Annotated in this window: 24 protein-coding genes; 17 read left to right on the plus strand and 7 right to left on the minus strand. The window is 38.0% G+C overall.

Annotated features, from left to right (window positions below; all coding sequences use genetic code 11):
• Positions 1–334 precede the first annotated feature (334 nt).
• From ABXH34_RS08775 to dnaG, 3 genes are read left to right on the plus strand one after another with little or no spacing between them, the layout of a single operon-like run.
• A complete protein-coding gene (locus ABXH34_RS08775; protein WP_353571496.1) occupies positions 335–865 on the plus strand; it encodes a hypothetical protein in 531 nt (176 codons plus the stop codon).
• The gene (locus ABXH34_RS08780) at positions 843–1,106 is read left to right on the plus strand and encodes a hypothetical protein (protein ID WP_353571497.1); all 264 of its coding nucleotides are present in this window, start codon (positions 843–845) and stop codon (positions 1,104–1,106) included. The genes ABXH34_RS08775 and ABXH34_RS08780 overlap by 23 nt, the downstream gene beginning before the upstream one ends.
• Positions 1,081–2,739, plus strand: coding sequence for a DNA primase (gene dnaG, locus ABXH34_RS08785; protein ID WP_353571498.1), 1,659 nt, complete (start codon positions 1,081–1,083; stop codon positions 2,737–2,739). Before ABXH34_RS08780 ends, dnaG begins: the two co-directional genes overlap by 26 nt.
• Positions 2,740–2,797: 58 nt before the next feature.
• Here the strand turns inward: dnaG and ABXH34_RS08790 are convergent, their stop codons facing one another.
• Entirely contained in the window at positions 2,798–3,508 is a 711-nt protein-coding gene (locus tag ABXH34_RS08790; RefSeq protein WP_353571499.1) for a KilA-N domain-containing protein, read from the minus strand.
• A 2-nt stretch (positions 3,509–3,510) separates the two neighbouring features.
• The gene (locus tag ABXH34_RS08795) at positions 3,511–3,711 is read right to left on the minus strand and encodes a hypothetical protein (RefSeq protein WP_353571500.1); all 201 of its coding nucleotides are present in this window, start codon (positions 3,709–3,711) and stop codon (positions 3,511–3,513) included.
• Between the two features lie 307 nt (positions 3,712–4,018).
• On the opposite strand from ABXH34_RS08795, the gene ABXH34_RS08800 reads away from it, so the two are divergent.
• Complete coding sequence (locus ABXH34_RS08800) at positions 4,019–4,780, plus strand: recombinase family protein (RefSeq protein WP_353571501.1); 762 nt, start codon at positions 4,019–4,021, stop codon at positions 4,778–4,780.
• On the opposite strand, the gene ABXH34_RS08805 is transcribed toward ABXH34_RS08800, so the two are convergent.
• Positions 4,777–5,136 (minus strand): hypothetical protein, encoded by a 360-nt coding sequence (locus tag ABXH34_RS08805; RefSeq protein WP_353571502.1) that lies wholly within the window; start codon positions 5,134–5,136, stop codon positions 4,777–4,779. The genes ABXH34_RS08800 and ABXH34_RS08805 overlap by 4 nt on opposite strands.
• A gap of 282 nt (positions 5,137–5,418) precedes the next feature.
• Here ABXH34_RS08805 and ABXH34_RS08810 point away from each other — a divergent pair, with 282 nt between their 5' ends.
• From ABXH34_RS08810 to ABXH34_RS08825, 4 genes are all read left to right on the plus strand, one after another.
• Positions 5,419–7,083 (plus strand): AAA family ATPase, encoded by a 1,665-nt coding sequence (locus ABXH34_RS08810; protein WP_353571503.1) that lies wholly within the window; start codon positions 5,419–5,421, stop codon positions 7,081–7,083.
• 839 nt (positions 7,084–7,922) lie between these two features.
• On the plus strand, positions 7,923–8,108 hold the full coding sequence (locus ABXH34_RS08815; RefSeq protein ID WP_353571504.1) for a hypothetical protein: 186 nt from the start codon (positions 7,923–7,925) through the stop codon (positions 8,106–8,108).
• Between the two features lie 11 nt (positions 8,109–8,119).
• A complete protein-coding gene (locus ABXH34_RS08820; RefSeq protein WP_353571505.1) occupies positions 8,120–8,707 on the plus strand; it encodes a type II secretion system protein in 588 nt (195 codons plus the stop codon).
• A 117-nt stretch (positions 8,708–8,824) separates the two neighbouring features.
• Complete coding sequence (locus ABXH34_RS08825; RefSeq protein WP_353571506.1) at positions 8,825–13,621, plus strand: DEAD/DEAH box helicase; 4,797 nt, start codon at positions 8,825–8,827, stop codon at positions 13,619–13,621.
• 122 nt (positions 13,622–13,743) lie between these two features.
• Here the strand turns inward: ABXH34_RS08825 and ABXH34_RS08830 are convergent, their stop codons facing one another.
• The 4 genes from ABXH34_RS08830 to ABXH34_RS08845 form a co-directional block, all read right to left on the minus strand.
• On the minus strand, positions 13,744–14,562 hold the full coding sequence (locus ABXH34_RS08830) for a hypothetical protein (RefSeq protein ID WP_353571507.1): 819 nt from the start codon (positions 14,560–14,562) through the stop codon (positions 13,744–13,746).
• 248 nt (positions 14,563–14,810) lie between these two features.
• The gene (locus ABXH34_RS08835; RefSeq protein ID WP_353571508.1) at positions 14,811–15,356 is read right to left on the minus strand and encodes a metal-dependent hydrolase; all 546 of its coding nucleotides are present in this window, start codon (positions 15,354–15,356) and stop codon (positions 14,811–14,813) included.
• Positions 15,357–15,663: 307 nt separating this feature from the next.
• On the minus strand, positions 15,664–16,335 hold the full coding sequence (locus ABXH34_RS08840; protein ID WP_353571509.1) for a hypothetical protein: 672 nt from the start codon (positions 16,333–16,335) through the stop codon (positions 15,664–15,666).
• 42 nt (positions 16,336–16,377) lie between these two features.
• Complete coding sequence (locus ABXH34_RS08845) at positions 16,378–17,142, minus strand: TolC family protein (RefSeq protein WP_353571510.1); 765 nt, start codon at positions 17,140–17,142, stop codon at positions 16,378–16,380.
• A 746-nt stretch (positions 17,143–17,888) separates the two neighbouring features.
• Here ABXH34_RS08845 and ABXH34_RS08850 point away from each other — a divergent pair.
• The 9 genes from ABXH34_RS08850 to ABXH34_RS08890 all read left to right on the plus strand — a co-directional run bounded on the left by ABXH34_RS08850 (position 17,889) and on the right by ABXH34_RS08890 (position 22,695).
• Positions 17,889–18,185 carry a hypothetical protein gene (locus tag ABXH34_RS08850; RefSeq protein WP_353571511.1) on the plus strand — a complete coding sequence of 99 codons (297 nt, stop codon included), beginning with the start codon at positions 17,889–17,891 and terminating at the stop codon, positions 18,183–18,185.
• Positions 18,186–18,252: 67 nt separating this feature from the next.
• Positions 18,253–18,618, plus strand: a complete 366-nt coding sequence (locus ABXH34_RS08855) for a DUF2493 domain-containing protein (RefSeq protein WP_353571512.1) — start codon at positions 18,253–18,255, stop codon at positions 18,616–18,618.
• 423 nt (positions 18,619–19,041) lie between these two features.
• Positions 19,042–19,410: a hypothetical protein gene (locus ABXH34_RS08860; protein ID WP_353571513.1), complete on the plus strand. Its 369-nt coding sequence runs from the start codon at positions 19,042–19,044 to the stop codon at positions 19,408–19,410.
• A gap of 85 nt (positions 19,411–19,495) precedes the next feature.
• A complete protein-coding gene (locus tag ABXH34_RS08865; protein ID WP_353571514.1) occupies positions 19,496–19,783 on the plus strand; it encodes a hypothetical protein in 288 nt (95 codons plus the stop codon).
• Between the two features lie 201 nt (positions 19,784–19,984).
• Positions 19,985–20,893, plus strand: a complete 909-nt coding sequence (locus ABXH34_RS08870; protein ID WP_353571515.1) for a hypothetical protein — start codon at positions 19,985–19,987, stop codon at positions 20,891–20,893.
• Positions 20,894–20,969: 76 nt separating this feature from the next.
• On the plus strand, positions 20,970–21,422 hold the full coding sequence (locus ABXH34_RS08875) for a ComEA family DNA-binding protein (RefSeq protein ID WP_353571516.1): 453 nt from the start codon (positions 20,970–20,972) through the stop codon (positions 21,420–21,422).
• A gap of 161 nt (positions 21,423–21,583) precedes the next feature.
• Positions 21,584–21,916 carry a hypothetical protein gene (locus tag ABXH34_RS08880; RefSeq protein WP_353571517.1) on the plus strand — a complete coding sequence of 111 codons (333 nt, stop codon included), beginning with the start codon at positions 21,584–21,586 and terminating at the stop codon, positions 21,914–21,916.
• Between the two features lie 276 nt (positions 21,917–22,192).
• Complete coding sequence (locus tag ABXH34_RS08885) at positions 22,193–22,363, plus strand: hypothetical protein (RefSeq protein WP_353571518.1); 171 nt, start codon at positions 22,193–22,195, stop codon at positions 22,361–22,363.
• A 200-nt stretch (positions 22,364–22,563) separates the two neighbouring features.
• Positions 22,564–22,695: a hypothetical protein gene (locus ABXH34_RS08890; protein ID WP_353571519.1), complete on the plus strand. Its 132-nt coding sequence runs from the start codon at positions 22,564–22,566 to the stop codon at positions 22,693–22,695.
• Positions 22,696–22,828: the final 133 nt, after the last annotated feature.

Genomic DNA, 22,828 nt, shown 5'->3' on the forward strand with positions numbered 1-22,828 from the left:
TAGTGAGTATTCACTTACAATTCTAGTTAACATTCACCCTAAGTCTTAGTGAGCATTCACTTACAATTCTAGTTAACATTCACCCTGAGTCTTAGTGAGCATTCACTTGCAATTCTAGTTAACATTCACCCTGAGTCTTAGTGAGCATTTACTTACAATTCTAGTTAACATTCACCCTGAGTCTTAGTGAGTATTCACTTGCAATTCTAGTTAACATTCACCCTGAGTCTTAGTGAGTATTCACTTGCAATTCTAGTTAACATTCACCTTGATTTTTAGTGGGCATTCACTTATAATTCTAGTTAACATTCACTCCACAAAGACAGGTATTATCATGAATGATAAAGTATTATCAAGAAAAGAACGTCTTGAACTTAAACAAAAAAGAGAGATTGATAGAAACAAACAAAACAAGCGTAACCAAAGCTTAAAAGAAAAGAATATAAAAAGAGTTGCAATTGAAGTATCAGCCCGTGATATAGATAAGCTAATAGAAGCAACTGGTTTAGTACAAAAACATGCTTTAACTAAATGTGTAGAAATTGGAGTGCAGGCGTTAACTCAAGACAGCCTTTTAGAAGATGACCCGTTTTCCAATATTCGGAAAGCCCACCCCGTGATGAGCGACAACAAGCCACAATCCAAACCTGAAAATCACGAACACATCCAACTTGCAAATCAGCTTGTAAATGAATTACATCAAGAAGTACAAGCCGCCATCAGTGAAGCGGAAGCAAAAGGCAAAGCGTGGAAAAACAACCGCGTACTTACATCAAAACAGGATATTGTTAACCGCCTAGCTACTACTCTCAACATTGATTTAACCACGGAGACAACAAACCATGAAAGTGAAACAATACGCTGAGGTGCATTATCTTTGTAATAACGATAAGGCTGCAATAACCTTAATTTGCTATGACAATCAAACTGAAAAACACATTATCGAAACTGCTGTTGATGTTTTATTAGTGCGTTACTTCAAAGCTTATTGCAATGAAGATGTGCCTTTTCATGACACCGAAGTTTGCAGCAATTTCAAAATCGCAAGACGCTACCCAGTAGATAAAGAGAAACGAAATAATGCTAATATCGCAATACACGATTGATAAACTGCTGCAATCACTAGACTTATACGAAATTGTTTCGCATCAGCTTAAGCTTAAAAAAGTCGGAGCAACTTATCGCGGTCTATGCCCATTCCACAACGAAAGCACGCCATCATTTACTGTTAATCCACAGCAACAAACTTATCATTGTTATGGCTGTGGTGCACACGGTAACGCCATCACCTTCTATTTAGAATATCATTGCTTAACATTTCCTGAAGCAATAGAAGAACTCGCAAACCGTGTCAGCATAACTATTGAGTATGAAGGCGATGGACAGCAAGCAGCACAAACCAACTTCAAAGACCTGCACCAATTAATGCTCAAGACAACAACGCTTTACCAACAGCAATTGCAACAAACCCCGCAGGCTCTTAATTACTTTCAACAACGCGGTTTAAGTCCTGAAATCATCAAACGCTATCAGCTTGGCTATGCACCCGATTCATGGGATTTCATTTTAAAAGCCGTGGGCAATTCATCACTATTAAATGCTGTCGGCTTAATCAATCAAAAGGAAGACACAACCAACCACTACGACCGTTTTAGACATCGCGTTATATTTCCTATTCACGACCAACGCGGAAGAGTCATTGCCTATGGTGGCAGAGTCTTAGACGACAGCAAGCCCAAATACCTAAACTCTCCAGAAACCGCGTTATTTCAAAAGAGCCAAGAGCTTTACGGCTGGCATTTAGTCCGACAACAAAAGCAATTGCAACAAGTCGTTATTGTTGAAGGCTATACGGATGTGTTGGCTTTAGCACAGCATGGCATCAACAACGCGGTAGCTACTTTGGGCACATCCATAAGCAGCGAACATCTAAAGCGTATCTTTAGAATCGTGCCAGAAATTATCTTTTGTTTTGATGGTGACGATGCAGGACGCAAAGCCGCAAACCGTGCATTGCTTGCAACCTTGCCTTTATTACTAGACGGCTATCAAGTTAAATTCACATTCTTACCAAATGCCAGCGACCCTGATAGTTATCTGAAAGATTACGGACGGGCAGGCTTTGATAAATTGCTAAGTAAATCAATGCTCTTATCCACATTCTTATTCAATCAGTATTTGCAGCACGACACCAATCAAACACTTACACCAGAAGCCATAGCCTTGTTAAAAGTCAGAGCCGATAAAGACCTGATACCGCTTATTAACCAAATGCCTAGCACTCAATTCAAGCAATCACTACTAAGCAAACTACACAGCATCACATCAAGCTATGGAATCAGACAACCACAAGCATTGCGTTCTTATGAAAAGCCCCCGTCATACAAAGCAACTAAGCCTTTAACACTTGCACAAAAAGCAACTCAATTACTTATTCAATATCCTTATCTAAATGAGGAACTTAATCAATTACCAGAAGCAACAGCGGAAACTGCACAACTACTTAGTGTCCTAGATTTTATTTACCAAAACCCAGAAACCAACACCGCAGCAATCCTTAATCATTTCACAGACATTAAGCTTATTGCATTATCACTGCACAGTATTGATGAATTTACAGGACTAATTGATAAGATAAGCCGCAATCAAAGAAAGGCGTATTTAAATCTAAGGATTAAAACAGGTGACTATTCAGAACAGGAATTAAAAGAGTTTCAAGAGTTAGTATTAACCAACTAAAAAAACCCCCACCGTCCAAAGACAATGAGGGCTTTTATCAACAAACATCAAGTTAACACTAACTCAAAAAAACCTGCTTTTTACCACTAACCATCAAACAACTCACCTCATTATCCTTTTCCATCCGACGCACCAACCTCTTAACCGAATCAAACGACTTCCCCGTATAAAATGAAATCTCTTTTAAAGAAACACAACCTTCAGACAACGCCTTACGAATCAAAGCCCGCGAATCCGCAGGCGGCGTATCAAGCCCCAGCTTACAAAGCCGAATACACTCATCAATATAACCCTGAATCGGTGGCGCATCCACAGAAGGTTTTAAACACACCTCACCTTTCGTCATCAAATCAAAAACCCAGCTTGTCACTTTCACCGCAAATTCAGGGCTGCACCATTGTGCCAAATGAATCGCAACACGCGGATGCACCCAAGTGCCTTGTTTTTGTGGATTTCCACCGCTAAGTGATTGAATTAGTTCCGAGGTCGGAATTCCGACCTCGCTAGAAAGAGCTAAAATAAAAGCTTTAGTGCTAGTATTTTCATTGTAATGCTTCCATTGTTTACCCGTTGCTTTGCACATCGCAGTGGCATCAATGTAACCATCGCTACGCTGACGAATAAGATTACTTTCAAACTCACGATTGATAAGTGCTTGATTTTGTTCCGTTACGCTTTTCTGAGGGAACGGTAAAGTATCTGAATTAACAGGTTGTAGGAATTCAGGGGTAAATTCGATTTGAGGTGTATTGAGTGTTCTGGTTTTCATGATTACACCCCTTTCTCAACAGAAACCAACAACGCATCAAGTTTTTCTTTTATCACCTGAAATAAAGTATTTAGCACATCAGGATTAGTTTTGTTTTCCGAGAGAGAAACCTTTTCACCAATTTCGGCTAGGTTTGTAATTACTAAAATATCGCTAGCTAATTCGGCATTTTTGGACGACATGGTATCATTCACGTCACTCATGACATGTACTCCGTTGGTAAAAACGTACATCAATTGAGTAGCCCTATGGTGATGAAATAACATCAAAATAGGGCGACTTCCCATTTAGGTATCCGTACCTTACTCCCCACATCCTGTAATGTATCTAATCATAACTAATTACTATCACAAAGTACAACAACAAACCCGTCTAAAACAAACAATCTAAACGACCATCTAATATGAACGAATATCGCACTTGAACAATATGTTTTAAATGTACTATAATCGCACTCTTTAATACAATATAACGTTAAGACGATACGTCAGCATTTTTAAGGAGCTTATCGTGACTATATACGCATATTTAAGAGTATCAACAGGCGTTCAAGATGTGAATGCACAAAAAACTGCGGTTATGGAATGGGCAGTAAAACATGGTCACAAATTAGATTTTATTGAAGATTCTGTGACCAGCCGCAAAGACTGGACACTTAGAAAAATAGGAAGTATCGTTGAATCAGTACAAGCAGGGGATATTGTTGTTGCGTCAGATGTCACACGCTTAGCACGTTCAGCTATGGAGTGCCTACAAATACAAGAGGAAATTTTAAAGAAAGGCGGAGAGCTTCATACTGTAAACGAAAATCTAGTATTTAAACCACCACACACAGGACAATCCGAAATTGATAACGTCATGAAAGAGATGATGCTATTGATGCTTGGACAAATGGGCAAGTTACAACGTGCATTTATTTCTAAGAAAACCAAGGAAGGCATCCAACACGCCAGAGATTCTGGGAAACAAATAGGCAGACAAAAAGGACAGCAGGTAGTCCGCAAGCTAGATTATCATTACGACGCTATCTTGCAACTACTCAAACGCGGTCATTCTCAAATATCAGTAATAAGAATTCTGAATGAGAAGCCAGACATCGACATCCACCGCAACACATTTACTAAATGGATGAAACACTGGAAACTAAGAACCCTAACCAGTACCGCCAACGTTAATGATAAGATCGAGTATAACAAAAAGCTCGACCAAACCAGAATCAAAATCAAGCAATTCCTAATTGAGCATAACAAGACAGAGATAGAATTAAACTAATCTATCCTATCCTCAATAACAGAAAGAATTTCTTTAATATACCTGATTAATGTTTTAGGGTCATCCAAACAGACATCATCAAAACTTGCTTTAATTTCTGTTAAATTCCGAGAACGAACACCAGTAATAACATATTGAATATCGCAACCATAATGAGCAAGTAAAACAAGACCTTCTAGGCGTGGAGGATTAGCCCCATTAAGCCAATTGTAATAAGTCTTGCTTGCGAGTCCAATACTCTCAAAATCTTTAATAATTTGCGGGTTAGTCATATCAAGTTTCTCGATTTCTTCTTTGTATCGTTGAGAAACCCCGGCCATTTTCTTGAAGTATGAAGCAAGTGATTTAGGATTCATTTGTATTTAAATTCATTATAACTTAAAATCCTTGCATATATATACAATTCAATTGTTTTAATATGCACAAAAAAAAAGCCGTATCAGTAGCTTAGAGGCAAGATACGGCAGACTGGTTTTAACAATTTACTTAAGATTTATATTGTATAACGCCATGTAAAACATAGCAATAGTGATTGTCTGCGTCACTTAAATCATTATCATTCATTATTGTTTTTAAGCATTATAAAATATTCTCATTAATTGTTAAAACTTTATATACATCTACATAAGGTTTTAATCATGTCGAGTTCCAAACAACAGTTATCATTACAAGATAGATTGCTTGCGAATAACCAACTAAATCAACCCTCTGACCCCCAAGCTGAACAAGCATTAATCGCCTCATTATTAACTAAACCCAAAAGTTGGGAAGCAGTCCTTAATTTCAAGTTAACTCATGAGCACTTTCAAATAGAAGATCATCAAAAAATCTTTAATGCAGCTTACTCTATTTTCAAAGTTAACACTAACCCAGACTTAATCACACTGAACCATCAACTCAGTAAACAGTATAAAAAAACCCAAGCCGAAGAGCTATTTGCACTAACTGCTGACATCTTGTCTAACACGCCCATCACCGACAACGCAAACGCTTACACAATAATAATTATCGAAAAGTATTTCTTACATCAGATAGCAATAGCCTATGCAGAACACGAAGCACCCGCAATCATTCAGGCAATGCAAACAACGATGGACAACATACTCAGTCCAAGGCCAATTGATGGACGCGGTGATTTTACAGAGTTAGCAACTAAAGAAGTCACAGAAACACAGTGGGTTATTCAAGACATATTACCTGTAGGCATATCACTAATGGCAGCAAAAGCCAAGAGCGGTAAATCATACTGGGTAATGCAAGCAGCCCTAGCCATATCAAGCGGCAATCCTTTTTTAGGACAATTCCAAACTACGAAAGGCACTGTATTACAACTTGCTTTAGAAGACCCAGAAAAACGACTAGTCACAAGATACCAACAGTTAGGAGCGTATCCAAACGGTTATTGGTACACACTAGAAAGTCACTTTCCACGAATCGGGCAAGGCTTTGAAGAAACAGTTAAAGAACACCTAGACAAAATGCCAGACTGCAATTTAGTCATTATCGACACTCTCGCAAACGTAATGCCTATAGACGACACCCGAAGCGGTGATACTTATTTAAAAGACTACCAAACAGTAACAACTATCAAGAGCTTTGCTAGCAATTACCCAAACACAGCTTTTATTTTCTTGACTCACATGAAGAAAGGCGACGTTGAAGACATCGATTCCATTTTAGGCTCAACTGCTATTAGTGGCGGTTTTGATAATCTCTATTTCCTACGCAAAACAGGTTTTAATGGAAAGGCAACCATGACCATGACAGGAAAAGACGTGGCTCAAGAAACCTATGCTTTAAAGTTTGATAAAGAACTCACAGCATGGCAATACGTGGGCACGGGTGAAATGGCAACCATGAGCGATGCACGCTTGCAAGTGATTGAAGCAATGCAAGACCACGGTGCAGAAACCAAACAAGACATCGTACAACTGACAGACCTCAACGATGAAAGCACAAAAAGATTATTGCGCAGAATGAAAGATGACGGCGTGATTGAGATTACTGGCAAGAAAGGGCAGCAATATATTTACACCTTAACTGATAAGTTTAAAAATCAAGAAACAACCAGCACAGACTATGTGCCCAATGTACCCACTATACCCACTGTACCAACTGTACCAACCAATGTACCCACTGTAGAAACAGGCCAATCATTGATTGTTACCTGCGCACAATGTGGCAAAACATACCCACACACTCGTGAAACTTTCCAATCAAACAAAGGCTTATACTTCTGCTCACATCAATGCACCACCGCGTGGAAGTATAAAGACTGTAATGATAGTGTTGATAACAAGTAGCTAGTGGGTACATGGGGGTACAGTGGGTACATAGGGGTACAGTGGGTACATAGGGTACATTGGTGAGCAGGGGGATAGCCCTACTATAAAAAAAGAGTATTAAATTAATCTCTCTTTATATATAAGGCACTTAGAGCATTATCTCCATTTTACAGGTCGTTTATTTAAGTTGGAAATTCTATGTACCCTATGTACCCTATGTACCCTATGTACCCAATGTACCCAATGTACCCACTTCAATATGTCGCCATGTTTCAGCAAATTTTTAGCCGTATCATTTACACCATTTAAAAATTAAAATGCTTTAGAATCAAGAATATATTTTTTTAAAATGGTTTTGAGGGCTATAGATGATGAGAATGTTTATCCACATATCACATGACAGCAGTAACAACGAAGTTTTATAACTTGAATAGCGATGTACCCGCAATTGAATAGCGATGTACCCGCAACTTTATTGGAGAGTTGAAAATGAATATGAATCAACAAGATGTTTTTTTCGATATGGTGAAAACGGCTATAGATGATAATGGTGTTTATCCACATAGTGTGAATATTCACATTTTATTATTTTGGAGGTATTTATGAGCTTTGATACTACGAAATTTATAGACCGCTACGCAGAGAATAAAGTTACTTGTGTTTGTAGTACGTGCAAAACCTCAAATGTACTCAATTCTCTATCAGGCCAAATCGATTTAGAAAGAATTGCAAGCTTTCCATGTCTAACCTGTAATAAGCCAATCACTGTACCTGTTTATCTTTTCGGTGGTCAGTACGAAAAACAAGAAGAGTTATCATGAGCTTTCACGTTGATTGTCCCAACTGTGGTAAGTCTGTTGATTATGAAATTTAATATTGACTGCCCTGATTGTGGAGCAGCTTTAAAACTTGATGTGTCAGATAATATTGTTGAATCTGTACTTTGTAGCTGTGGTGCAGTTATCAGTGCTGATTTTGATAATGATTCTATTCCAGTACCTTTTGTACTTAACCGCCCTGATGATGAAATTCTTATTTCTTGAAAGGATTAATTATGACCTCTAAATCAACAGAACAGAACTACAAGCGATTAATTAGGAACTTGAGAAAGGGTGAGCATTCAAAACTACTAATTGGAGACCCTCAAGTCTCTCGTGATTACCCCAAACTCAGGCAGTCTGTCCGTATCAAAAATAAAGGCTTCACTTTACTTGAAGTCACCATTGCTATATTAGCCTTATCTTTCATGCTCCTTGGTGTAGTCAAAACTATTAAAGTCCAAAGCGAACACCGACAATATAGGGAAGCTAAACGAGCAGCGTGGAAATTAAGAGAGGAATTGATAGGCTATGCAATACTTAACAATCGCTTTCCTGAGAAGTTAAGTGAATTTACTCCTAATTTGTATGGTCTTGAATATGAGGTTGATCCAACTGCATTGGTAAAAATATTTAGTGATATTCTTATTTTTGAAGCTGATCCTACTTTGTGTGTTGAGCAGTACAGTGAAGATTGTAGCGACCCCGATAAAGAAAATATTTATCCCTTGTTCATATTAACCCACCCCGATTATCCCGATATTCAAGAATGGGTTACGATGAGTTATCTAGCGGGTTATGCTGTTAAAGGTTGGACTTATTAAATCCTGCTTTCATTTCTTAATGTTCACAACAATAATAAATCGTTTCATATACCTGAACCTTACAACTCGATATACTCTTGCGACTCTATTCAACCTTTGTTCTAAGCTCTCAATACCATGACAACACTACAAACTTTATTAGCCGACTACAGAAAAAACTATCTATCAGAAAGAGAGAAAGGCACGCGGTTTGAGCGTCTAATGCAGGCTTATCTACAAGCGGAATCTTGCTATAAATCTCTATATAAAAATGTGTGGTTATGGGATGAATGGGAAGGGCGCAAAGACTGGGAAGGACACCGAGGTGCAGATAAAGGTATTGACTTAGTTGCACAAGAATATTCAGGTGAATACTGTGCTATCCAATGTAAATTTTATAATGAATCCAGCATTTTAAGCAAAAAAGATATTGACTCATTTTTCACTGAATCAGGTAAACAACCATTTAGCCAACGCCTAATTATTTCTACAACAGATAATTGGAGCAAACACGCTGAATCTGCACTCGAAAAACAACACACTCCCGTATCGCGTATAGGTATTTCTGATTTAGAAAATAGTCCTATTGACTGGTCACAATTTAGTTGGGAAACTCCTGAACAACTAGCACTTAAGCCTAAGAAGCAATTAAGACCGCATCAAAAAAAAGCTTTAGACAAAGTATTAGCAGGCTTTAAAACAGCCGACCGTGGCAAGCTGATTATGGCTTGTGGTACGGGTAAAACCTTCACATCATTAAAGATTGCAGAACGCATCGCAGGTCAAAGCGGCTTTGTTTTATTTCTTGTGCCTTCTATTTCCTTACTCTCTCAAACCCTGCGTGAATGGTCAGCCGAGGTTAGCCCAGATATTGGGTTTAATAGTTTAGCGGTATGCTCAGATAGCAAAGTCAATAAAACCGAGGATATTCACGTTTATGAGATAGGTTATCCTGCTACAACAGACCCCAGTAAATTAGCTGAGGATTTCAACAAGCCTAAATCCAATGGCTTAACAGTGATTTTCTCAACTTATCAATCAATTCAGGTCATTAGCGAAGCCCAACAACAATACAATCTCCCTGAGTTTGACTTGATTTTATGTGATGAAGCTCACCGTACCACAGGTGCAACTTTCGCAGGCAAGGAAGAATCTAACTTTGTGCGCGTGCATGACCAAGATTACATCCAAGCCAAGAAACGTTTATACATGACAGCCACCCCAAGGCTTTATGAGGACAGCGTAAAAACCAAAGCTCAACAAGCAGATACAATATTATGTTCTATGGATGATGAAAGCTTATACGGGCATGAGTTTCACTATTTAGGCTTTGGTGAAGCGGTAGAACAACAGTTACTGTCTGATTACAAAGTGATGATCTTAGCGGTTGATGAGGCTTATGTCAGCAAAGAGTTTCAAGAGCAATTATCTAGCAGTGATTACACCTTAGACTTACAAGATGCTGCAAGATTGGTTGGATGTTGGAATGGTTTGGCTAAGCGACTGTCCAAAGATTCAGATGATTATTTATTGGCTGGTGATACAAGCCCGATGCGTCGTGCTGTGGCTTTTTGTAAGGATATTGAAACTTCTAAGCAAGTTACTAAGCTATTTGAAGAGGTTATCAATAAATATCATAACTCTGATAATGATAAGACTTCTAATAAGTTGAATTGTAAAGCAGATCATGTTGATGGCTCATTTAACGCCCTAAAACGTAACAAGCTTTTAAATTGGCTTAAGGAAGAACCCGAAGAGAATACTTGTCATATTTTAACCAATGCCCGTTGTCTATCTGAAGGCGTTGATGTGCCCGCATTAGATGCGGTGATGTTCTTAAATCCGCGTAATTCTCAAGTTGATGTGGTGCAATCTGTGGGGCGTGTGATGCGTAAAGCAGAAGGCAAGCAATATGGTTATATCATTCTACCTGTTGCAGTTTCTGCGGGAGTTCCACCTGAAATCGCATTAGAACAAGATAAGCAGAGATATAAAGTGGTTTGGAGTGTTTTACAAGCCCTACGGTCACATGATGAAAGGTTTGAAGCCACGATTAATAAGCTAGAACTGAATGAAAAGAAGCCTGATAGCATTCAAGTCATTGGTATTACGGGTGAACATTCAGATGATGGTGGTGCATTGGATCAACAAGACCCCAGCGTACAACACAGCTTACAATTTCCTAATATTGATAATTTACAAGATGCTATCTATGCCAAGATTGTTGCCAAGTGCGGTAAGCGTCTTTATTGGGAAATGTGGGCAAAAGACATTGCACAGACTGCAGAGCAACATATCACGGATATTAACAACTTATTAGAAGATACCGAACATAAAACCACTTTTGATAAATTCTTAAAGGCATTACAAACCACCTTAAATCCTGCGATTAGTCAAGCTGATGCTGTCGAGATGTTAGCCCAGCATTTAATTACCAAGCCCGTGTTTGATGCCTTGTTTGATGATTATGATTTTGCTGCATATAACCCCGTTTCTCAAGCTATGCAGTCTATGCTTGATACCTTGCAACAACAGGTGTTAGACAATGAAGCAGACAATAAAGCTGAAACCTTAGTCAAATTCTATGACAGCGTGAAGAGACGAGCGCAAGACATTGATAATGCAGAAAGTAAGCAGAAAATCATTATCGAATTATATGATAAGTTTTTCCGTACTGCATTCCCACGTATGGCTGAGCGTCTAGGTATTGTTTATACACCGATTGAAGTTGTTGATTTTATTATACAAAGTGTTGATGTGGCATTGAAGCAAGAGTTTAATCAAGGCTTGACTGATAAGGATGTACATATACTTGACCCCTTCACGGGTACGGGTACGTTTATGGTGCAATTGATTCAAAGCGGATTGATTAAGCCATCAGACTTAGCCCGTAAGTTTAAGCATGAGTTACACGCTAATGAGTTGGTTTTATTGGCTTATTACATTGCAGCAGTGAATATTGAGGCGGCTTATCATGGTGCTATCGGTGGTGACTATGTGCCGTTTGAAGGGATTGTGTTAACTGATACGTTCCAAATGACTGAAGATAAAAAAGAAAAAGATTATGCCAATTTGAAGAATAAGGCATTTATTTATGAGGGTGAAGGAATACCTGGAAACAGCAAACGAGCCAAGCATCAAAACCAGCAAGCCATTCAAGTGGTTATCGGTAATCCACCGTATTCAGCGGGACAGGGTAGCCAGAATGATGATAATCAAAATGTAGAATATTCTAATTTGGATAATAGTATTCGTGAGACCTATGCAGATAAATCTAAATCAGGCAATGTAAGAAACCTCTATGATTCCTATATCCGTGCAATACGTTGGGCAAGTAATCGGATTCAAGATAAAGGTGTGATTGGTTTTGTCACCAATGGTTCTTTTATTGATAGTAATAATATGGATGGTTTACGCCAATGTTTAAGTGGGGAATTTAGCGCGATTTATGTTTTTAATTTACGCGGGAATCAACGTACATCGGGTGAAACCTCACGTAAAGAAGGTGGTAAAATTTTTGGTTCTGGTAGTCGTGCACCAATTGCCATTACTTTGCTAGTCAAAAATCCGAGTTCTCAAGCTAAGCAAGCCACTATCTATTATCATGATATTGGTGATTATCTCAGTCAAAAAGACAAACTAGATAAAATCAAAGCATTTAGCAGTATTGATGGTATTGACTGGCAAACCATCACGCCCAATGAGTCACAAGACTGGATTAATCAACGAAATACTGCTTTTGATACTTTCACTATATTAGGGGAAAAGAAAAAGCAGGAAAACCAAACTGTTTTTAAAAGCTATTCTTTAGGTTTAACAACTAGTCGTGATTCATGGTGTTATAGCTTTTCTAAGCAATCATTATCGGAAAAAATACAAAGTATGATTGTTTTTTACAATCAGCAACTAGCGGAATATAAGAGACAGCTAGAAATAAATAAAAAAATGATTGCTAATGAATTTGTTGATAACGATGCAACAAAAATCAGTTGGTCGCGCGGGCTTAAATATCACCTATCTAAATTGCGTCAATATGAATTCTTAGAGTCATCTTTATTTAAAGGTCTATACCGTCCTTTTTGCAAACAATATATTTATTTTAATAGAGTTTTTAATGAATATGTTTATATTATGCCCCGAATATTCCCTAAACCAGAATTAACTAACAAAGTAATTTGTGTGACGGGTCGCGGTGCAACTAAAGATTTTTCTGCTTTGATTTCTAATACATTGCCTGATTATGAAATGATTTCAAAAGGTCAATGCTTCCCTATCAAAACCTATGAAAAGGCAGAGTCACAAGGTGGTCTTTTTGCAAGTGCTGATGAATACACAGAGCAAGACAATATTTCTGATGAAACCTTGCAAGCATTTAGAAAAGCCTACCCAGACCAAACCATCAGCAAAGAAGACATTTTTTATTATGTTTACGGCGTGTTACATTCACCAGAATACAAAACCCGCTTTGCATCCAACCTCAAAAAACAACTGCCACGTATTCCCTATGCAGCCGACTTTCAAGCCTTCCATACCGCAGGGCGTAAGCTTGCTGAGTGGCATTTAAACTATGAAGCCGTTGAACCGCATCCTGTTACCGAAACCAGCAACGCACAAAGCCCAGAACACTATCGCGTGCAAAAAATGAAGTTTGGCAAGAACAAAGACAAGACCACCATCACTTACAATAGCTATATCATCTTGAATGACATACCGCTTAAAGCCTATGAATATATTGTGAATGGCAAACCTGCGATTGAGTGGATTATGGACAGCTATCAAGTCAAGACAGACAAAGCCAGCGGCATCAAGAACGATTCTAACGACTGGTCACAAGACCCGCGCTATATCCTAGACCTGCTTAAACGCATCATCACTGTGAGTTTAGAATCTGTTGAGATTGTGGAAAGCTTGCCACCACTTAACGAGAAGAATTAAAGCGGTGAATAGGCTTTGCTTGAGCTATGGAGGCCAATAACCTTGGTTGCCTCTCGATAGCTCATCAATGCCACACCAATTAAGCCCATTGCTTTGACTTGAGTTAATACTAACCAGTTAAGCTATTCCCTAGTAGCAAACTTGCCTTTACCCTGACGAGCTAACATAAATATCAACATCAAAGCCAAGCCACCGCCACCCACCATCACCGTTGCACCGAAACCAACTAGCATTATCAACAACCAATCAGTCACATCAGATGAAGCCTCAGAATTCAGCATAAAGCGTTGTATCCTGTTCTCATCAGCATAATTCAGATTCAAGCGCAGTTCAGGCGTGATACGCTTCTCATCTTTACAGGTCATCACACGTCGAAAGGCTCTTGTATACATTTGTTCAACTAGTTTTATTTTCGCATGACTATTGAGCTTGTCCACATTATCCAAAAACAAAACCGTTCTTGTTTCATTTACATAATCCACCAGCACCTTGTCCTTTTCCACAGCTTTCAACTTCTTATAACTATCCTCACCTTCTAAATCATCATACCAAGCCATCACGTTAGGATTGCCACGCAACACAGCCAACGCATCGCCACAATCATAATAAAGAGGCTCAGGTGCTACATAATTCTTTTTTACATCAGCAAGTAACATCTTTTCAGTTGGCTTATCATCAAGCCTACCTTTTGTTATTTTATAAGCATAAGGTTGCTGTTGTTTACGCCATATATCGCCAGCATTATTGAAAAGTTTCATCATTTCACGCGATGCGCTAGACATGCCTTGCTTAGAATCCGCACCACCAACAATCAATATTGTTTTAGCCTTTTTTCTAACCACCGTTTCCGTTAAATCTTGACTGTACTTAGCTGACCGCTCACGAAAGACCGCCTGAGTAACACCTTTCTGTTTCTTATTAATTATTTGTATCCATTTCATAGCATTATCCTTTGGTTATTTCCTGGTTTCTTGGTACGAACCATATAACGAACCTAGATTGTGTACTAAACGATGTGCATTTATGGGTAGCATTATATTAGCTATGCACATTTTATGTAGTTGAATCAAAAGCGAAAGCAAGAGATTAGAATGGGTGGGTAAATCTAGTTGAGAAAAATGATAAGGTAGTGTGACAAATAAACGATCATCTAAAATGTACTTCCCTGATCCAAAAATCCCCATAAACCTCAAATAAAGTTAAACCTATATTTCCGCCACTCAAAACCATCAATCACACCATCTTCATACATACCAGCCCAATAATAGAAGAACGGGAAAAACTCCTCACTTCCTCCATGTACGTTATAAGCAACAAATAAAGAACAGCCTAGCAAAGTGAATGCTATGTAATATTCCACAGGTGAACCACAAGGAATACGCGCACCGAACAAATGCGACGGTCGCAAAGAATACGGACTTACAGGCACACCATTTCCACTTAACATATCAGCAACCACATGAGACAAGCCACCGATTGCAAACCACATTATTACCGCAAACAATTTCATATCAAACAAGAAGAATATCAAGCCTGTAATTATTGCTGCTAACAACCAGTGCGAAAGGATATGCGTCAGTGTTCTATGTTTAATGTATCCGACACTCTTAGTTGAATTCATTACCATTTCAATCCAATCGGGTGCAGTACTACCAGCAATAGCAAAAGGCAAGTAATACGGTGCTATAGGCAGAATCACTGCGGTTGCGACTATTGAATGATTAAACCATTTCATGCCTAAATCCTTTGGGTGCTGTACTGGTTAGTATTAACTATGCTGTATTGGTTAGTATTAACTGTGCTGTATTGGTTAGTATTAACTGTGCTGTATTGGTTAGTATTAACTCTGGTGTGTTGGTTAGTATTAACTGTGCTGTATTGGTTAGTGTTAACTATATTATTTCTTATTTGATGATGGTGGCTTATCCACAAACCGTGCAGATATTGAGCTTGTATTAAACTGAAGTCGTAAACTCCTTTCTTAGATTCCCACCCACCCCTTTAGTTTCTCGGTATATCAAGTTCCTAGCGACCCTCACACATTATTCCAGTATCAAACTCTTTATATAATCATCTAAATCCTGTCCTGTACCTTCTTTGCAAAGCGACAACAAACCCACTCTTGCAGCATTAGCCTGTACCAATAACGTATCGAGTTTAAGCTGTGCACTTATCACTTTATCCAAATAAAGCACCTGCTCATCAATAATTGCTACAACACCTTGTTTAACTCTGGTTTGAGAACGTTTTTCCAATGATTCGTATAAGTGCAATTGTCTTTGTACATGATGATAATGCGTGGTTGCTTCAAACAAAGACGCTATAACATCAGCCATTCTTAACCTTAAATTAGTCTCCATAAATACAAGTCGTTTCTCACCTGTACCAATCGACATCGGGATACTAAAGCTACTGTTATTATCTGACTGTTTGAATGATAAATTTGCACTGAAATTCGACTCTATCGGATAGCATTTATTTATTTTTGCAAGTATCGTATCGAATGATTCTGTAATTGTTATCGGCGTGATTTTTTCTATTGATTTAAAGTCTTTAGTCTTTTCGGAGAACGTGGGAAGCTCATAGCTTGGAACTACTTCTTGTTTTTCTTCTTGATTGATTTTTGAAGGCACGAATACAAAGTATAAGACGAGAAAGATTGCGATAACTGCGAAGATAATTAGCGGATTAATAGACGTTTTCTTTTTTTTCATAATGCTTGCCACCTACCGAATCAAAGCAAGTGGCTTATCCTTTTAACTACATTGAGCTGGAGTATCTAAACTTATTCCTTTACCAGCACCCGCAGCACCTGACCCACAGCTATCAAATCCTACAATATGCTTGTGTACATTCTCTTGTAATTCTTCCCATTGCACACCACCGAATAACCGAGCCAACATTAAGATTTCATGCTGATATTGCGTTGTATATCGTTGCTTTTTAAACGCTGCATTTTCACGTTCTTTAACTAAACTCCAAAGACTAGACGCATTGACAAGCCCCTGTTTTTGAGCCTGCTGATTGTATTTCAATTCCTCATCAGCAATCTTAAGCATTTGGTCTGACTGCTTATAATCCGCATACAACAATACAAGTGCAGTTACAGAATCAAGAAACGATTTAACAATTCTATCTTTTTCCTTGTTTAAAGCCTGTTTAGCCTTAGCCACATTCTCTGATTTCCCACCATCATCAAATAATGGAATCTGGAAAGTTAACGCCCCACGCATATCTGTACCGCTAGCATTTTCATTCGTTTGCTTTTGTGCTGAAATTGCACTCAGTCTTAAATTAGATTCCCATATTTTCTTGCGTTGTTTTAATCCAAGTAGCACTTCTTGACCTTCTAAAGATGGAGATTCCTCTATCACTATTTGTAGGGCTTTATTAAGTGCAGATTGTTCTATCTGGATTTGAGTAATGCTTATTCCTGGTGGCTCAATATTTAATTCCTCACCAATTGCATGAGCAGGAAATCCATAAGTTAGTATCAACGTTAACATTAACCCTATACGCATTGACTATTCCTTAACTATTCAAATATTTAGTTATATTATTGTATTAATATTCACTAATCAATCTTATTTTTGTATATTGCTTGATTTCAAGTTAATACTAACTGGCTTATCCAATCATCGTGCTGTTATTAAGTTATTTTTTCTTGTTTAAAAGATTAAAGCGGCTCATCAACTTATCCAATCATCATGCTGTTATTGAGCTTGTAATAAATTGTAGTCGCAAGCTCCTCATATTAGATTCCCACCCACCCCGAACGCTCATCGGCATATCAAGCTCCTAGTGACCCACACAATGTTTGCTATCACTACATTCCGCACCTTACGTTACGCTAAAGCTCCACTTCAGACGCTCCATTACGTTACCGCTCAACTAAAACCAAATTACGAATAAACGATAATTCAATAACAAACTATAGAATTCGCCTTTAAATTTTTTTTAAGAATTCCGCAAGCTACATCCGTAAAAAAAGATTTATGCGCTGTTATAAGGCACTTTTACAAATTTAAAAATTCTCTAAAGCGAAAAGACAAAAGACAAAAGCCCTAGTAATTCCAACATCCTGAAATTTGATTTTAGCTCGAAGCAAACAATCCATAGATTTAAAGATAAAAGATGTTTTTGAAAGTGGTTAATTGGCTTTTTGAATTTATCGGCTTACAACTTAAATTGCTGTATAAGTGCTTGAAATTATTGATTTTGCACACTCTAAATGTTATAATTATAGTGTGTTTAATAGGAGGTCGTTATGTCAAATTATAATTACAAAGTACCCTTTTTAAGTACCGTTCAACGTTCTGCCTGTTGTGCGGTTGCTCCTTGGGGTCGTTCTTGTTTGGGGGTTTCAGTTCGGGATTCTTCGCGTTCTGTCTCTGGTCAAGTTGCTATTGTTGCGTTCTCGTCGGGTTCTGCGGCTGGTCGTTTTTCTGTGGTTTGGGCTGGCCGGTTGCCTTCGTTTTGTCGGGGTTGTGTTGTCCGTCGGGGTTGGCTGTTTGGTTCTCCTGCGTGGTTTGTGTCTGTTCCTTTCTTGTCGTTAATTTCTTAATTTTTTTCTTTCCGCCTTCGGGCGGGGCGGCTGCGCCGCAAGACCTAACACAATGGAGTATAAAAATATGAAGTTAATAATTGCAGGCAGTAGAGACTTTAATAATTACAAGTTGTTATGTCAGCACATGCAGCAGCTTAATTTAAAGCCCTCGGAAGTTATCAGCGGCACATGTAGGGGTGCTGATTTATTAGGTGAGCAATGGGCTAATGATAACAACGTTAATATTGTGCAATTTCCAGCAAATTGGAATAAATACGGAAAGAAAGCCGGTCCTATAAGAAACAAGCAAATGGCTGATTATGGCACTGCATTAATTGCATTCTGGAATGGTAAAGCTGGCGGAACTTCTAACATGGTAAGGCTTGCAACAGTAGGCGGGCTTAAGGTCTATATTGTGGAATATAATAACCTTACAGATTCACTTTTTTAATTTATCTTTTCCTTTGGCTTGTGCATTTCAGCATAAGCCCTAACCCCCATCCATACCAAGCCCACAAAATAAAAAACAAAAAAAGCGGCTGCTAAAAAGCGGCGGCTTCTTTGGTTAATACTAACCTTCAAAATGTGAAAAGGGATTACGCAGACAATTCTACGCAACCCCTGAACGTGTTTAATAGGCTCAATGCCTAAGTACATAATAACAATGTTTTATTTTATTGCAATTTTTTATTTAAATGGTTTCTTATTTGCACATTATAGGCGATTATTCTATCTATAATGTGCTATAATATAATCACATTTGAAGGTTAATGCTAACCAGAGAATGCTAAGAGATACAACTATTTAGATGCTTAAAGATTTTAACCAATTCTTAAGTATTTACTTCACTTTAACTTAACCGAGAACCAGCATCATGTGCTACATAGAACAACAAACTAATCAACATCTCCGTGAACTTGACGCACGGGAACGCACCGACGCACAAAAAACAGAAATCTCCGAATTTTACTTTAATCAACTTGCTGATAATCAAGAATTTACAACCCAGTTTGTTAATGCTTTATTTACTGGTGATGATTTGGGCGACAAAGTCGCACTAAACGCACAGCATCTTATTCAATCCCTTATTAAAGACATTGCTAACTCAGAAAGTGAAACCGATATTGTGAATAAATTTAGAAATGGTATTGAGACGTTTTGTGATGAAGCGGCTAAACAACTTGTGGATTCAGGAAAAGATATTTTTGAATTAATTGATGATGATGAAACACGTTTATTTTAACTTTTAATATAGCGTGGTTACTTAACCATAGCCACGCTGTGTACTCATTTAAGAACCAACAAGTATAAGTAGAAGGATACACCAGATGCAAGAATACATCAAAACCTATCTTGACACAGCGCAACAACTTGCTGCATTGAAAAGCCAAGAATCAGAAATTGCAGCCCAAATCAAGCAACTGCAAACCATTCAAGATTCACTTATAAACGATTATCTTGAGCCGTATTATTTGAACGAATTAAAAGCCGCGAAAGATGCGAAGTTACAAACAAATCAAGGTGAGGTTTACTTTAAAACCAGACGTTCTACAACTTTGATTGTCGCTAATGAGCAGGATTTACTTGATGAATTGCGTGCTTTAAATCATCGCTAATAAAGCGGCTATAAAGAAAGATACCAGCCTTATTTCTCAGTTGAAAAATGCGCAGTTACAAAGCAATTTAAATCTGTCTCTCTCAATCAAACAAAGTTAGTATTAACTTATAGTCTTGGTTAGTATTAACCTAAAAAACAGACCTTTTAGTAATTTAACCATTGCTTTAGGTCTTACACAACAAACAAGAGAATCAACACAATGTCAGCACAAAAAGCCCACATCACGCCCGATGCTATCAGTAACGCAAACCCTAACAATATTGTTACTGTTGACTCAACAACGGGTGAAATCATTGATAAGCCCGAAGCTATCCAAATCACACCGCCATCAAATCCCATTGCTATTTTAGACACTCCACATAAACAGTTTGCAGCAAGTCTTAAACGTAGAGATACCAACCGCCAGACCTTTATAGATTGGGTTAATACTAACCTTGTTAATGGTACTGATTACGGCAGCATCAGCGTGAAAACCAAAGCGGGAAGACAAGTACAAACAAAACCGTTTTTATTTAAATCAGGCGCAGAGAAAATTATGGCTGTACTTGGCTTAATTGCTATATTTCCAAACCTACAAAAGTATGAAGAGGCAGCAATTGAAAATCGTGAAATATCACAAATTGTTTTACGTTGTCAATTGATTACGTCAGCAGGTCACATCATAGGTGAGGGCGTAGGATGCAGAAATGTTAGTAAAGATTTTGGGGATTTAAACAAGTCTTTCAAAATGGCTGAGAAGTCCGCAACCGTTGACTCAGTATTGCGAATCATGGGCTTATCTGAAATCTATACGCAAGACAAGGAATCTGTAGAGGAAGAAATGAGAAACGACACAGCCGCGCATCCACGCCAAGCGCAACCACAAAAACCTGAAATCCAATCAATCGGATTGCACAGCGACACCCACAAAAAAATTGAGGCAATGATTCTCACCGAGTCCAAAGTAAAAGGTATTAATCACCAATCTTTTAGAGACTTTGTTAAATCAACTCTTGTGTCAACAAGCAATGTGCAATTTGAACATTTCCCAGACGTTACAAAGGAATGGGCTGATTGGCTTATAAACAACATTCCCAACTTTGCAGAACAACATGCTAACGGTGCATAAGCTAGCTTAAAGCTCATTTTCACAAGTGGGCTTTTGGGTAGCAATATCGCTATCATTCACAATGGGAAATCCCGAAATGTCTAAATTAACTCAAGATACACCACTAAACAAAGCCATAGGTATCGGCTTGGTCACTCTAATTGGTGCAACTATTATTCTCGGCTCACGGGCAGTTTCTGCACAGGACATCACAATACAAGATATTGCAGATTATCACGGGACGGAATGTGTAGATGCTGATATTCAAACCAAAAATGGTACTAACTATTCCATTAATATCAATACTGCTAGTCAGGTAGATATTGCAGAGCATTTGTATTGGATTGGTTACAGCAAAGCACAAGCTGTAGTTGATTATCGCACTGACAACGGAGAATTTAATTCTTTGTCTGACTTAACGGCTGTTAACGGTGTAGGTACTAAAACGGCAGAAAAAAACCGCTGCTTTCTTCATTTGTTTCATTGCAAAAATGCAGATGGACAAAACACTAACGATGCAAGTCAATGTGCTAATCAAGCTTCTGAGTAGTAAAAAAACCTCAAACCTAATAGCATAGGCTGAGGCGATATTTTAATAATTTAAATCCAGTGGGCAGTTTAACATGCTGTCCACATTTTATATTATACAAGGTATTCGTTATGTTTAAATTTAACTTATTCCTTCCCACCGTAAACTAAGGAGATTTTATAATGACCTCAGATCATCAGATTTATGTTTTAGCTGACAAGCCCAAAACAAGCAAAACTACCAAAGCAAAAGCTACACTGAATAGTTGTGACTTTTATGTAAGCATTAAGGATTTAAACATAGCTAAAGAATATCTTTCCTTCAAGCCATGTAATTTACTCATCATTGATGATGTTTTATCACGCCATGAACTTGATTTTAAACAATTAGCTAATCTTGCTAAATCAATCATTGTTGTTTATACAATAAGCAAAACTGAATCTACAGATAATCACAAATATAGTGATTTATGTCCATTCCATGACTATCATAAACAAACAGCTATTGCTGCTTAATATAGTCGTTCTACTTTAAAGTGATACAGGACTGGCAGTCCTAAGTTTTAAAACCATTTGATATTTCAAGTATGTTAGGACTGCCAGTCCTAACATACTTGAAGGAATTGACTATATTATTATGCTTCTCAGTAAATCCTAAGCTGAGAGGCATATCATGCTCCTAGTGACCCACACAATGTTTGCTATCACTACATTCCACATTTTTTTATTATACAAAGAGTTTTAACTATTGAAATACTAACCAATATATTAATCGGTCTCGGAATTTTGGGAATGATTCTACTTTTTGCATTTCTTGACCAGCTTATTAATGGTAAAGCCTATGCTCAAGAACGAAGAGACGAGATAGATAAACTTGAAGAATTGAGACGCGAGCAAAATAGAGATGCGGACGCTGTATACTGGGAATATTTACAATCGACTGATAAAGATAAATTCAAATAACACAATTAACCTTAATCCTTCAGTCCAAATCGCAGCTATCAATATATTCCCCATCAAGTTACCACTCATTCTTATCCAAAGCTCATGGGCATACTACCGCCATCCATCGCGATTAATATCATCACTTATCCACAGCTCATGGGCGCGAATGGAAGGCTAGCTTAGAAAAAGCGGTTAGCATCATCACTTATCCAAAGCTCATGGGCATATTGCCGCCATCCATCGCGATTAACATCATCACTTATCCACAGCTCATGGGCGCGAATGGAAGGCTAGATCAAGAACAAAAAACGGGAAAAGCGGCTGCCAATCCCGTTAGTATTAACTTATAATCTTGGTTAGTATTAACTTATAATCTCAGTTAGTATTCACTTACAATTCTAGTTAACATTCACCCTGAGTCTTAGTGAGTATTCACTTACAATTCTAGTTAACATTCACCCTAAGTCTTAGTGAGCATTCACT

The sequence above is a fragment of the Candidatus Albibeggiatoa sp. nov. BB20 genome, from assembly GCA_016744725.1.
Classification (GTDB): Bacteria; Pseudomonadota; Gammaproteobacteria; order Beggiatoales; family Beggiatoaceae; genus Albibeggiatoa.